Here is a 14,310-nt window from a genome sequence, read left to right as displayed (position 1 = left end):
AGTCATGAAATTAATCATTCTTACTCTCGTTATTTTATCTAATATTTTTGCTGCTCTCCCAGCTAAGTCGGAAACGGTTCTAGAAAAAATTAAACGCACGGGATTATTAGAAGTAGCGATGAGAGAAGATGCCATTCCTTTTGGCTATCGAGATAGTAATAATAATTTGCAGGGATTATGCTTAGATTTTATCCAATTGCTCAGAGGGGAACTAAAGCACAAATTAAACCTCCAGATCATCAGTGTCAAAATTTATAAATCCACTTTATTTAATCGCTTCCAGTTATTGGAAAATAAAACCGTTGATTTCGAGTGTGGTCCCAATAGTATCAGAAAAAATATACCTGATGGTGTCAGTTTTTCTCGTCCTTTTTTTGTGACGGGAACTCAGTTTTTAGTTCGGAGTGATAATCAGAAAAATTTTAACTTTTCTTCGTCCTTAGAAGGTATAAGTATTGGAGTTTTGCGAGATACCACCACTCAAGAATTATTAAGACAAAAATATCCTCTTGCTACCTATCAAGAATTTCAAGGAGTGACGGGAAGACTGCGAGGTATCCAAAGTTTAAGAAGGAATAGAATAGATGCTTTTGCTAGTGATGGTATTCTGCTAATTGGAGAAGCTGTCATTCTCGGTTTATCCTTAGAAGAAGATTATCAACTTATCCCGCGCAATCCTTTAAATTGTGATTATTATGGTTTCATTCTTCCCGCTAATGATCCCCAATGGCAAGAGTTTATTAATGGGGTTATCGTCACCAGTGAGAACAGAAATATTTTTAAAGCATGGTTTACTGAAGTTGCTTCCTATTTTAGAGATACCTGGCAGTATTGTCGTAATAATCCCGAAAAATCCCAGTAAAAATTAACGATTATGCACAAAAAAAATGATTTATTTTGGTTGATTGGTTGCGCGACAATAATTCTGTTTATTTGCAGTGCTGTCAGACATATTTTATTTCAATCTAATGCTCTCGATCTTGGTTGGTTTGATCAAGGAGTTTACCTAATTTCTCAAGGTAAACCACCGATTATATCTTTTGTTGGCTACCATATTTTAGGCGATCATATCGCTTTTATTCTCTATCCTATAGCCTTACTTTATAAAATTTATCCTAGCGTTTATTGGCTGCTTTTCTTACAAGCTTTTTCCCTTTCTCTTGGTGCTTTTCCCCTCTGGCAATTGGCAATACAAGCGGGATTAAAAGAAAAACAAGCTTATACATTAGCCTTAGTTTATCTGCTCTATCCCCTAATTTTTAATGTTAATCTCTTTGATTTTCATCCAGAAGTTATAGCAGTTCCAGCCATTTTTTGGACAATTTTGGCTGCAAGATTAAATAATCTCTGGGGATTTTGTCTAGGAATCATTATTATTCTCGGTTGTAAAGCAATTCTCTCTTTAACATTGTTGGGAATGGGTATCTGGTTACTTCTCTGGGAAAAGAAAAAAATCCCCGGAATAATTGCCATGATTACTGGCATTCTTTGGTTTATTATCACCACGAAGTTATTAATTCCCCTCCTGACAGGAAAATCGGCAGTTATTGAAATGGCTGATTCTCGATATAGTTATCTAGGAGATAGTTTGCCAGCAATTATCTTTAATCTTTTCCTCAAACCCGATCTTGTCTTAGGAAAAATCTTTACTGGCAACAATCTAGAATACCTCATCCTATTAATTATTCCCTTAGTTTGGGGTTTATCCTGGCGCTATTCTGCCCCAATAATTGCCGCTATTCCCGCACTCGCTTTAAATTTATTAGCAGATCATGCCCCACAAAAAAACTTAACCACTCAATATTCCCTGCCAATTTTGCCCTTTTTATTTCTAGCGGTTATCGCCACTTTAGCCCATAATAGTAACTGGTTGAAGCAGCCTAAATGGATAATTACTTGGGCAATTATTGCCTTTTTTGCCTTAGCTAAATACGGCTATTTTTGGTCACTGTATTTAAATTCCCTCGATACTTGGTCCGCCACCCAAAAAGCTCTAACCCAAATTACCACCAGTGAGAGTGTCTTGACTACTTCTAGAATTGCCCCCCATCTTACCCATCGAGAAATGATCAAATTAGCGATCGAAGGTTCCCAATCCCTAGATTTAAATCAATTTAATTATATCCTACTCGATCGCCGTCATCCCGGTTGGTCTAGTTCACCAGAACTAATTGATGATCACTTAAATAAACTCAATCAAAATGAGAACTTCCGGTTAATCTTTAATCAGGATGATGTGTTTTTATATCGGGCCTTGACAACCCCTCAAGAAACAAAATAATTTTTCGTTCCACCGATTTTAATAAATTTTCTTTATCGACGGGAAACCAGACAATATCAGCATCGGCACGAAACCAAGTGCGCTGACGTTTGGCAAATTGACGGGTGTGGAGGATAATTAGATCGATCGCCTGTTCTAAAGAAATTTCCCCGAGCAGATATTGCTTAATCTCTGCATAACCCAAAGTCTGCAAAAGTGGCAAATCCCAACCGTATTTATCCCCCAAATTCTGCACCTCTGCTACTAATCCCCTGGCGATCATTTGATCAGTACGAACAGTGATCCGCTTGCCTAAACTTTCTGGGGAACAATCTAAACCAATTTGTAAAATCGGATAAGTGGGAGGATTTTCTCCCTGCTGACTAGAGATAGGTTTTCCTGTCAGATAAAAAACCTCTAAAGCGCGTAAAGTCCTGACTTGATCATGGGGATGAATTTTTTTAGCGGCATCTTCATCTACCTGCGTCAGAATTTGATAAAGATAGGATTGTCCTAAAGCTTGTAATTGCTGTCTTAAATCCGGTTGAGGGGAAACCCTCGGTATTTTTAAACCTTTGACAATGGACTTGATATAAAGTCCCGTACCACCGACTAAAAACAGGGGAGAATAGTGGAGATTGTTGATTAAATCCTCAGCCTGTTCTTGGTACTGTGCTAGGGTAAAATTATCTTGAGGATCACAAATATCAATTAGATAATGGGAAATCCGCTGACATTCTTCTAAGCTAGGTTTAGCGGTACCAATATTAAATTCTCGATAGATTTGTCGGGAATCGGCACTGAGAATTACTGAATTAAACTTTTCGGCCAATTGTAGGGCTAAACTGGATTTTCCTGTGGCAGTTGCCCCACAAATAACAATTAAAATAGGTAAAGAGGAAGTAGTCATCGATGCTACATGACAGTAATCAGTAATCAGTGAACAGTAATCAGTAATCAGTGAACAGTAATCAGTAATCAGTAATCAGTGAAAAGACAGGACTGTTAAGCTAAGTGGGTGGGTGGAATTAAATATAAGATCAACGTAGGTTGGGTTGAAGCATGAAACCCAACGTCCGCTCATGTTGCGCTACCGCTAACCCATCCTACAAATAATTGTGCCTCCCTACTTAAGACGCATTTAAACTGGGTATTGTGAAGCTGATTAACAGGGGTACATCCCACATTAATTATCAGTGACTCTTAAATTATTACAGATATATCAGCAGCTATCTGTAAGCATCCCACCGAAAAACTAATGCGCTTCGGGGTTTGGGTAGGGTTGATTCATGAATCAACCCTACCTTGAATCAACCCTACCTTGAATCAACTTTAGGAGAAAGTTTCCGCTTAAAAATCCCAAATTACATGAGTAGAAAACGGGTTTCTCCGAGAAACCCGTTTTCTCTGTGTGGGATTGACAAAAATTGAGATACACCCGATTAACAGCTTAAGTTTGTCATTAATTTTCATTTAACAAAAAAAACAGCACCCATCAGGATGCTGTTTGTCAAGAAAATGTTACAAAACTTAAGCTAAAGCCGCCATTTTCACATCGTTATGAGCGAGGATATTTTGTAACTCCTCCGCGTCCACGGTTTCTTTTTCCACTAACATTTGTGCTAACTGGTCCAAGATGGCGCGGTTATTGACTAAAACCTCTTTAGCGCGACGATAGGCCTGTTCCACTAAGTTACGCACTTCCTCGTCAATAGCTGCCGCAGTTTCATCGGAGAAATCTCGATCGGAAGCGATATCACGACCTAGGAAAACATTACCATTTTGACGACCTAAGGCCACCGGTCCTAGGCGATCGCTCATGCCGAAACGAGTGACCATTTGCCGCGCTACTCGTGCCACCTGTTGCAGGTCATTAGAAGCACCCGTAGTCACTTCCTCCTCACCGAAGATAATTTCTTCAGCTAAACGACCCCCCAAAGCTACAGCCATCTGATTTTGCAGATAAGCGCGAGAATATAACCCGGATTCCATGCGATCCTCGCTAGGAGTGAACCAAGTTAAACCCCCGGCGCGACCGCGAGGAATAATACTAATTTTCTGGACAGGATCATAATCCGGCATTAAAGCACCCACCAAAGCATGACCAGCTTCATGGTAAGCAACTAAAGTTTTGCGTTTTTCGCTCATGACGCGATTTTTCTTCTCAGGACCGGCCAGGACACGATCGATCGCATCGTTGATCTCATCCATAGAAATCTCGGTTAAATTGCGACGTGCGGCTAAAATTGCGGCTTCGTTGAGCAAATTAGCCAGATCCGCACCGGTAAAACCGGGGGTACGACGGGCGATTTTATCGAGATCCACGTCTTGGGCCAAAGTTTTGCCTCTGGAGTGGACATTAAGGATTTCCTTACGGCCAGCGTAATCGGGACGATCCACCACCACTTGGCGATCGAAACGACCCGGACGTAATAAAGCGGCATCCAGCACATCAGGACGGTTAGTGGCGGCGATAATGATAATACCTGTATTACCTTCAAAACCGTCCATTTCCGTTAATAATTGGTTGAGGGTTTGTTCCCGTTCATCGTTACCACCCCCTAAACCGGCGCCCCGTTGACGACCGACAGCATCAATCTCATCGATAAAGACGATACAAGGTGCATTCGCTTTCGCTTGTTCAAATAGGTCGCGGACGCGAGAAGCACCCACCCCGACGAACATTTCCACGAATTCCGAACCGGAAATGCTAAAAAACGGGACTCCTGCTTCCCCAGCTACTGCGCGAGCGAGTAGGGTTTTACCTGTCCCCGGAGGACCGACTAAAAGGACTCCTTTGGGGATTTTTGCCCCAATTGCCGTGAAGCGATCGGCATTTTTGAGGAAGTCCACCACTTCGTTTAATTCTAATTTTGCCCCTTCAATCCCGGCCACATCACCGAAAGTAACCTGGGTTTGGGGTTCCATCTGTACTCTTGCTTTCGATTTGCCGAAGTTCATCGCTTGGGAACCGGGACCACTTTGGGCGCGACGGAGCAAGAAAAATAGACCAACAAGAAGCAATATAGGGAAAAATAGGCTACTGAAGGCTCTTACCCATACTCCTTCTTCTCTTTGGGGCAGTACGGAAATATCAACGTTATTTTCTGCCAAGATGTTGATTAATTGCGGATCGTTGGGCAGGTTAACTAATACATTTGCTCCATCTTGGGTGGGTACGATCGCTCGTTGCCGGTCAGCACTTAAGCGCACGGTTTCCACTTTACCTTCCCGTACTTCCTGTAAAAATTCACTATACTTCCAAGTCTGTTGCACTGCTGGCTGGCGATCGAAGAAAGCTGAGGCCAAGGCAAGGACTACGATTAACAATAGGGCATATAGTCCCGCATTGCGCCATTTTTTGTTATTACCGTTTTTGTTCACGCTGTCGAACTCCTGATAAATTGAGGATGATCTTATCGGTTGTTAAGGGGTTGTTAACTTATGTTAACGTTTCTCAGGAACAGTGGACAGGTTTTTTTTTAATATGCCTGTTCTGGTCCGCCATGGGGGTTAGCTGTTGGGGGTGGGGGAGTATGTGAATGTGACTCTCCTAGACCGAGTATGATCAATTTGTAACAAAATGCCAAAATACTGCATAAAAGCTGCAAGTGGAACGATAGAGAGTTTAGTTGACCTCCACGGGGACTAGCTAGATGAAAAAACGAGAGACTTTGCTGGAGAAGTTTTGTTGCTTTTTAGTTTTGCAGCAAAATAGGACACAATGGAATTGCGATCGGCGTTTGCGTCGTAACATGGAAAGCTATGGCCCAATCGATCCTAATGTCGAGTCCGAGGAATATTGGTCTCTATTCTTTCACCAACAGTACCAGAATCACGGTTCCAAAAATCATCTTTTTCGTGGGCATTTATACGCTTATTTGCAGGAACCTTGCTACTGGGCAGCTGCCGAAATCTATCAAAAATATCAAGCTAAACTGGATTATCAGATCGAAGACTACTTTAACGAAGGAATTCTTGATTTTGAGGCTATCTTAGCTGACTTTAAGCCTTTATTCTCCACTCGCTTCGATAATTTTGCCACCCAGAGGATTAAATATCGCTTAATCGATCGCATCCGTCAGATTAGTCAAGCATTCGGCCATAATACTTGGAGCCTACTACTTAATTCTACCGGAGCGCGTCTCAGCCAAGCTCTCCTGGCGAGGGGATTAGTGGGAGAAACTCTCGAAAATTACCTTTTAGCTTGGGATTACTATAAAGAAATTTATGCCCAGGCAAAAATAAAAACCGATGGTAAAATTCAGGAACCTAGTCCAGAAATCTGGCAAAAAATCGCCGCTGCCTATAACTCGGATAGCCACTCTACCATCAAAATCAATTCTGGGACAATTACCCGATGGTTACAGGATGCAGGACAAGCTATTTTTGATTATTTATTTCCCCAAGGAAAAACAATTTCCCTACAGCAACCTTTCGGGGGTGAGGAAAGTACCACGAGGGAAGAAATGATCGAAGATACTGACCATGATACCCCTTGGCAGCAATTAGAAGCGGCGGAAAATTTTCGCGAGTCGCAACAAAACCACCAAAAAATTCTAGCTTGGTTAGGGGCAGAAATTTCACAGATTTGTCAGCAGCCGCAACAGGCAAAACTGCATCCGCAAATTCAGTTAATTCTAGAGATGACTTATGGGTTAGGGTTGGGACAAGTGGCAATTGCCGCTAAGATTACAGAAATCACCACGGTAGTTATCAAACAATATCAGGTTTCTAGGGAACTGGATAAAGTTTATCGTCACCTCGCTAAAAAGTTTTTACCCTGGGCCAGCGAAAACCTGCATATTCCTTCCCAGTCTCACGATAGAGAAGTTATTAGTAAGGCAATAGAACCATGGCTAACATACTACTATCAAACCAGCGCAACAACTCAGGAGGATTAATTATGGTTAATGATTGGTTAGAACTAACTCCTGATAGCATTTGGCTAGAAATACCCGCAGATGTTCAAGAGATAAGTTGGGCAAAAAGTGCCAGTTTTACTGATGCCAGTATTCGTCAGAGATTTTATGTTAATTATCTTTGTCAACAAGTTATTTTTAACTATCTACAGTCAGGGATGACTGGGGTTAGCTTAGTAGAAAATCAAGAAGATTTCTGGCAACTAGGAGTTAATGGTTTTACCGTTAAATTAGGCGAAAAGTCAGTGGTCGTTATTGCCAGCGAAACTCTGGATCTAGAAGCGATCGAAATTCCTCAAGAATGGGTAGATATTTCTCAATTAATTGGTGATTATTATCTAGCGGTACAGGTAAACACTGCCGAAAGTTATCTGAGAATTTGGGGTTCTACTACCCATAAAGATATTAAAGAAAAAGGACAATATATTAAGCGTAATCTTAACTACTCTCTACCGAGAAATCAACTGCAATCAGGATCAGATTCTTTAGATTTATGGGGAGAGTGTCAATTACAACCAGTGAAGATTGAACAGGAAAAGATGGAAGAAAAACTATCTTTAGATAGATTGACAACCTTACTAGACATCTTAGCTAATCCTCAGTTAATCTTTCCCAGAAAAGCTATTGCTTTTCAAGAATGGGCAGCAGTTATCGTCAATAGTAACTGGAGAAAAATTTTAATTACCCGTCGGCAAAAATCTCCCGTCAAGTTAACCAATTGGTTTACTGATAATTTCCCCATTGATTGGCAAAGTATCCTCAATTTTAGCTCACTGTCACTGGTTCCAGCTTTCAAAAATACAGAAATTAAACGCATCAAAGATTTAGGAGTAGAATTACTGGGAAATCCCCTCGCTTTGATGATTACTATCGCTAAAACTCAAGAAATATTTAGCCTGCAAGCGACTGTTTACCCCACCGGAGAAACAAGCACTTTACCCCCCCATTTAAAATTAAGTATTCTCACCGAAACTGGCCAGGTTTTTCGAGAAGTAATTGCCACAGATAACGATGAATTTATTCGTTATCGATTTGATGCTGAATTGGGGGATAAATTCTTCATTGAAGTGGCTTTAGAATCGGCAAGAGTAACCGAATATTTACAAGTATAAGCGAGGAAAAACTTCATGATTAAACTCTTAACTCTCGAACTAGATGGCACATTTGATCGGGGATTTAAAGTAAAATTAGAAATTTGTCCCGATCTTAATTCTCGTCCCCAAACTGTGATCAAAGCAAGGCTACCAGCTAATTTAGAGTTATTAACTCTTTACCGTCAATGGCAACGTCACTATAGTGAATTAGAGGGATTTTTTAAAGTCTTAAAAGATAGCAATCCCCAACAAATTACCAATAGTTCTCAGCAGAGTTTAGTTTTTAAAAACTGCCAAGAAAAAGCCAAATTATTTGAGGATAACTTAAACAAATGGTTGAATAATAGCCCAGAATTTGAACCGATCAAAACCGCAATTCTGCGCTCTGGCAATAACTTTCGTATCTGGTTACAAACCGATAATATTTGGCTGCAAAGATTCCCCTGGGAAAAATGGGAAATCCTCCAAAATACTGGCGCAGATATAGCCATTATTGTCTCAGAATACGATACCTTAACCAGACAATTAAGAAATCATGAAAAAATTCGGATTTTAGCCATTTTAGGCTATGCCACCGACTTAAGATTTCTCGAAGAAGATCGCAAAACTTTAGACGATATTGCGGGAAAAGCAGGAGCAGAAATTATCTGGGAAAAAGCCCCTCACCCGCAAAAATTAAATCAGTTATTGCGTCAAGAAACTTGGAATATCCTCTTTTTTAGCGGTCATAGTGCCAGTACAGAAGATGGGCAAGATTGCGAAATTCAACTAACAGAAACTCATAAATTAAAGATAGCTGATTTTAGCTTTTCTCTGGGAGAAGCTACTAAAAACGGGTTAAAGTTAGCGATATTTAACTCCTGTGATGGTATCGGTTTGGCACAACAACTATCCCGGGAAAAAGGGATGGCATTACCCCATCTAATCTTTATGCGCGAGAAATTACCCGATCCCGTTTCTCCCAAATTTCTGCAATACTTTTTAACCGCTTTTACCAATAATAAATCTCTCTATAGCGCCGTACATGAAGCCCAAAAAAATCTCCACGATGACTGGGAAAAAGACTATCCCTGTGCCAGTTGGCTGCCCGTAGTTTGCCCCAATCCCACCGAAGAACCCCCCACTTGGCATAGTTTTAGTAACTCCCCTAAAAAACAACAAAATTGGCGACGATTTGCTCTAACTTTCGGTTTAGGTTTAGCCGTAGCCATGACAGTCTTGGCAATAAGAGAAACAGGAATTTTAGAACCCTTAGAATTAAATATTTATGATCGCCTGATGCAACTAAAACCCAAAGATAAACCCGATGAAAGATTATTAATTATTACCATTGATCGCCAAGATTGGGAATATCAAGATCGCATGGGTATGAAAAGACCAACAATACCCGGAAGCGATCAAAAACGTTCCCTCGCAGGAGAAGCATTATCGCAGCTTTTAAATAAATTACTGCCCTACGAACCGCAAATTATCGCCTTAGATATCCTCCGTCCCATCGCTGCCAGTCAAGATTATCCACCCCTAGCCAAACAATTACAAAATACTCCTAATTTTATCTCGATTTGTAAGTTTAATAATTACCCGCAACCGGACGGATTTCCCCCACCACCGGAACTGCCAAAAAATCAGAGTGGTTTTAGTAACATAGTCCCAGACGAAACCATTGCCGGAGTTCCCCGAATTCGTCGTTTTTTATATCAGGCAAAACTCGATCGCACCTCTCCCTGTCTTCCCCCGGATTCTTTGGCCAAAGTTGACTCAATGTCCTGTAATTTTAAAGATTATGCTCCTAGTTTTAGTCTCCTAATTGCCAAACGATATCTAGAATCCCAGAATCAAGATTTTGACTGCAATAAACTGCAGCGGGGAATTCTAGAAATTAATATCGGGGATACTCATCTCGGTGACTGGCTGCAATCCAACCGCGGCCCCTACAGAACCAGTCAATCCGATACCCGATCCGGCCGTCAAGTTATGCTCGCTTACCGTCGAATCGCCGATAATGGCATCGATGCAATCATAAAAATTGCTCCGAAAAAATCTCTCCGACAGGTTTTAGATCCGGGTTTTAATTCCGAATCAGTCCGGGAAAAAATTGTCCTGATTGGAGTAACAGAACCCGGGATCGATGATTTTTTAACCCCCTTTAGTCGCAACCCATCGGAAGCAATTCCGGGGGTTTATTTGCACGCGCACGCGGTCAGTCAAATTCTCGATACAATGGAAGGAAAACGTACCTCGATCGCTTTCTGGAATCCTCTACAGGAGGCTTTCTGGGTGCTAGGTTGGTCCCTGGTGGGGGGATTATTAACGTGGCGTTTTCTTCGGGTAAAAACGGTACTTTTGACAGTGGCGATCGCTGTGATTTCCCTTACTGGTATCGGTTGGCTTCTCTTTAGTTATTTCGGTCTCTGGGTTCCGATTATTCCCCCAGCGATCGCAATTCTCACCACCTCCGGTATCTTCTTTTTTCTTCGTTCTTACTACTTAAAATAGCTAGGTAAGGCTTGCTGAAAAAGTACGGGCGAAGCATTCGGATAGAAAATCTCCGGTTTCACCGATAGGTTATTGCCCGAATGCTTCGCCCCTACAGGACCCGGGCCGATGAAGACGCAAGGTTTTGAAGCACGATTCTCTCAAAATCTTGCACCTGTTTCACGAGAAAAACGACAAAACTCTTACCTTGCCTACATTTCACATTTATTCAGCAAACTCTAGGTAACAGCCATGATCAAACCTTCGATCGCCCTCATCCTTCTTTTCTCCCTACTGCCTCAACCCGGGTTAACCCTTGTCACCCCGGCTGCCGGAAATATTTCTAATCATCCCATTCTGACGGCACAGGGCGATCGGGAGCTTACCGAGGAGCAATTCCTACAACGAGTCACCGTTCGGATTACTAGCGAGACAAATCGGGGATCGGGGACGATTATCGCTAAAAAAGGCGATAATTACCTTATCCTAACCAACGCCCACGTTACCCGCAACACGAAAACCCTACAGGTACAAACTTACGACGGCCACAGCCGTGCGGCCCGCATTGTCCCCAATTCCCTATCGGAGAATCAAGATCTCGCTCTGCTGGAGTTTAGCGATACCCGGGACTATTCGATCGCCACCATCGCGGAGTTTACCATCAATCAAAACAGGATCGGTTTAGAAGTGGTGGCCGCGGGATATGTTGCCGAAACGGGACAGTATCGGACGACAAAGGGAACCCTCGAACAGGTGAGCGATCGACCCCTCCGGGATGGCTACAGCGTCGGTTATAGTGGCGATATCGTGCAGGGAATGAGTGGCGGCGGCATTTTTGTCGAGCGGGATTTAATCGGTATTAACGGGCGATCGGCCTATCCGATTCTCTCTAACTACATCTACGAGGACGGCACAAAACCCACAGACGCAGAAATCCAACAGATGAGAGCGGTTAACTGGGGCATTTCCATCAATACCCTATTAACCTACATCCGTCCGGAAATCCTCAGCGCCTATAACCTACCTCTACCGCCGGTGAACCCCGATATAGAAACCACCGCCCCTACTGACTATATCGCCGAATTAGAAACGAAAGCGAAGGGTTTCACCGTCCGGATTGATAGTAGCAGTAAAACCAATGGAAGTGGCGTAATTGCCAATGGAAGTGGCGTAATTATCGCTAAAGAAGGGAATATTTACACCGTCCTAACCGCCGATCACGTCCTTTGCGGAGAAATGGCACGCACCGACAGCTGTGCTGATTACACCTACACCGTCGTCACCAGCGACGGCAAAACTCGAAACATCGAGAAAAGCACCATTATTCGGCAGGAAGGGGTAGATTTAGCAGTCTTTCAGTTTGAAAGCCGAGACAATTATCCCGTTGCGGAAATAGCGAATTATAACCCAAATACCGGTGATTTTGTTTTTGCCGCAGGCTTCCCCAAAATTGGCAACAATCCCTCGAAATGGTTGTTTAGTGGCGGTAGAATTAACGATAAAGAAACGGGATTACTACTAACCCGCCAAAGTCCTTTAAGCACTCAACAAAGTGGAACATTACAAAGTGTTGCTTCTTTAACCGGAGGCTATGAATTAGTTTATACCAGCATCACATTTGGGGGCATGAGTGGCGGTGCAGTCTTAGACTCTCAGGGGAGAGTAATAGGGATTCATGGAAGTTCGGAAACAGCAGGGGTAGGGAAAATTCAGCTAGGGTTTAGTTTAGGGATTCCCATTAGCACTTTTATCGGATTGCAAGAAAGATTGAAGGTAAAACCGCAATTATTAACCACTGCTCAACCCCAAGTTAGTCCGCAACAAAAACAAGAAATTATTCAAGCGATTACTGGTGTTATTGTCCCTAATACCAATGCGAAGGCGGATATTTGGATAGAAAGGGGAGGACAATTATGGCGGTTACGGAGGCATGAGGAAGCAATTAAGGCGTTTGATGAGGCGATTAAGCAAAATGACCCCAAGAATGTCTATTTAGCCTGGTATGGGAAGGGATTAGCGTTAGGTGCTTTAGATAAAGATCAACCAGCTATAGAAGCTTTGCAACAAGCGATTAATACCTTACCTAAAGGGGAAGATTTAAAGAACTTTCACAGTAGTATTTTACAACAGCAAAGTGTAGTTTATCGCTCTTTAGAAAATTATGAGCAAGCCTTAACGGTGATTAATCAGGCGATTTCTCTGTTTCCCAATAATCCTAAATCTTATATCATAAAATGGGTAGTATTATATGAGTTAAAACGTTATGATGAGGGATTAGACACAATTACTCAGGCAATTGATCTCGCTCCTCGTGCTTTTTGGTATGCGATTCGTGGGAGTAACTATTACTTGCAAAAAAAATACGAATTAGCTTTAGCTGACTTCAACAAAGCTATGAAACTTAATCCTAATTATGCTATGGCTTACTCTGGTCGGGGGGAGCTTTACTATTACCAACAAAAATACGAATTAGCTTTAGCTGACTTCAACAAAGCTATTGAACTTGATTCTAAGTTAGCTGGGGCTTACAGCAATCGGGGGGGCATTTACTATAACCAACAAAAATACGAATTAGCTTTAGCTGACTTCAACAAAGCTATTGAACTTGATTCTAAGTTAGCTGAGGCTTACAACAATCGGGGGGGTATTTACTATAACCAACAAAAATACGAATTAGCATTAGCTGACTTCAACAAAGCTATTGAACTTGATTCTAAGTTAGCTATAGCTTACATCAATCGGGGGGGTATTTACAGTCTCCAACAAAAAGACGAATTAGCTTTAGCTGACTTCAACCAAGCTCTTGAAATTAATCCTAATTTAGTTGAGGCTTACTACAATCGGGGGAATCTTTACTATCTCCAACAAAAATACGAATTAGCCCTCTCTGACTACAACAAAGCTATTAAAATTAACAAAAATGCTTGGTTTGCTATGATGGGCATCGGCTTAGTTAAGTATGAACAAGGGTCAATAAGTGAAGCAATTAAACAATGGGAAAAAGCACTAATAATTAACAATCAATCAGCCGAAATTCAATTAGCTTTAGCCGTTGCTTTTTATCATCAAGGCGAAAAAGATAAAGCATTAAAACTCGCTGAAAGTGCTTTAAGTATTAATTCTCAACTTGCCAATATTGATTTCCTCAAAAAGATTTTACGGACAAACAAAATTTTTGCTGATGTTCAAAAATTATTAGCACATCCTGAACTAAAAAATTATGTTAATCAGTAGTTTCGTAGGTTGGGTTGAGCGAATAAATATGTTAAGGAAAACCTCTCAATTCTCAGGGAAAGCGAAACCCAACACCCAACACCTAAATCCGTCTGAATCTTTTTGTTGGGTTTCCTTGGGTGTATTGTTGGGTTTCCTTACGTCAACCCAACCTACTTTAGTTTCCTTGGGTTTATGGTTGGGTTTCGTGCCTCAACCCAACCTACAGTTTCGTAGGTTGGGTTGAGCGAATAAATATGTTAAAGAAAACCTCTCAATTCTCAGGAAAAGCGAAACCCAACACCCAACACCTAAATCCGTCTGAATCTTTTTGTTGGGTTTACTT

At 41.6% G+C, this 14,310-nt stretch carries 8 protein-coding genes; 6 read left to right on the top strand and 2 right to left on the bottom strand.

The features are described 5' to 3' along the window. Window positions 1-4 precede the first annotated feature (4 nt). A complete protein-coding gene (locus EWV66_RS02965; protein ID WP_287108503.1) occupies window positions 5-862 on the top strand; it encodes an amino acid ABC transporter substrate-binding protein in 858 nt (285 codons plus the stop codon). Window positions 863-874: 12 nt separating this feature from the next. Next, entirely contained in the window at window positions 875-2,281 is a 1,407-nt protein-coding gene (locus EWV66_RS02960) for a DUF2079 domain-containing protein (protein WP_287108502.1), read from the top strand. Here the strand turns inward: EWV66_RS02960 and miaA are convergent. Further along, the gene (gene miaA / locus EWV66_RS02955; RefSeq protein ID WP_287108501.1) at window positions 2,223-3,170 is read right to left on the bottom strand and encodes a tRNA (adenosine(37)-N6)-dimethylallyltransferase MiaA; all 948 of its coding nucleotides are present in this window, start codon (window positions 3,168-3,170) and stop codon (window positions 2,223-2,225) included. The two genes, EWV66_RS02960 and miaA, sit on opposite strands and share 59 nt — an antisense overlap. 620 nt (window positions 3,171-3,790) lie before the next feature. Beyond that, window positions 3,791-5,644, bottom strand: coding sequence for an ATP-dependent zinc metalloprotease FtsH3 (gene ftsH3 / locus EWV66_RS02950; RefSeq protein WP_052275780.1), 1,854 nt, complete (start codon window positions 5,642-5,644; stop codon window positions 3,791-3,793). Between the two features lie 272 nt (window positions 5,645-5,916). Between ftsH3 and EWV66_RS02945 the strand changes: the two genes are divergently transcribed. From EWV66_RS02945 to EWV66_RS02930, 4 genes are all read left to right on the top strand, one after another. Continuing rightward, window positions 5,917-7,164: a sigma-70 family RNA polymerase sigma factor gene (locus EWV66_RS02945; RefSeq protein ID WP_052275779.1), complete on the top strand. Its 1,248-nt coding sequence runs from the start codon at window positions 5,917-5,919 to the stop codon at window positions 7,162-7,164. Between the two features lie 2 nt (window positions 7,165-7,166). Further along, a complete protein-coding gene (locus EWV66_RS02940) occupies window positions 7,167-8,294 on the top strand; it encodes a DUF1822 family protein (RefSeq protein ID WP_287108499.1) in 1,128 nt (375 codons plus the stop codon). A 15-nt stretch (window positions 8,295-8,309) separates the two neighbouring features. Then, the gene (locus tag EWV66_RS02935) at window positions 8,310-10,772 is read left to right on the top strand and encodes a CHASE2 domain-containing protein (RefSeq protein WP_287108498.1); all 2,463 of its coding nucleotides are present in this window, start codon (window positions 8,310-8,312) and stop codon (window positions 10,770-10,772) included. A 231-nt stretch (window positions 10,773-11,003) separates the two neighbouring features. After that, window positions 11,004-13,985 (top strand): serine protease, encoded by a 2,982-nt coding sequence (locus EWV66_RS02930; protein ID WP_287108497.1) that lies wholly within the window; start codon window positions 11,004-11,006, stop codon window positions 13,983-13,985. The last annotated feature ends 325 nt before the right edge of the window (window positions 13,986-14,310 follow it).

Source organism: Microcystis sp. M_OC_Ca_00000000_C217Col, assembly GCF_007095585.1.
Classification (GTDB): Bacteria; Cyanobacteriota; Cyanobacteriia; order Cyanobacteriales; family Microcystaceae; genus Microcystis; species Microcystis panniformis.
This window is presented reverse-complemented; position numbering and strand designations above follow the sequence as displayed.

Coding starts and splice junctions, on each gene's coding strand:
- EWV66_RS02965 (WP_287108503.1), top strand. CDS start 5: ATGAAATTAATCATTCTTACTCTCGTTATTTTATCTAATATTTTTGCT.
- EWV66_RS02960 (WP_287108502.1), top strand. CDS start 875: ATGCACAAAAAAAATGATTTATTTTGGTTGATTGGTTGCGCGACAATA.
- miaA (WP_287108501.1), bottom strand. CDS start 3,170: ATGACTACTTCCTCTTTACCTATTTTAATTGTTATTTGTGGGGCAACT.
- EWV66_RS02945 (WP_052275779.1), top strand. CDS start 5,917: ATGAAAAAACGAGAGACTTTGCTGGAGAAGTTTTGTTGCTTTTTAGTT.
- EWV66_RS02940 (WP_287108499.1), top strand. CDS start 7,167: ATGGTTAATGATTGGTTAGAACTAACTCCTGATAGCATTTGGCTAGAA.
- EWV66_RS02935 (WP_287108498.1), top strand. CDS start 8,310: ATGATTAAACTCTTAACTCTCGAACTAGATGGCACATTTGATCGGGGA.
- EWV66_RS02930 (WP_287108497.1), top strand. CDS start 11,004: ATGATCAAACCTTCGATCGCCCTCATCCTTCTTTTCTCCCTACTGCCT.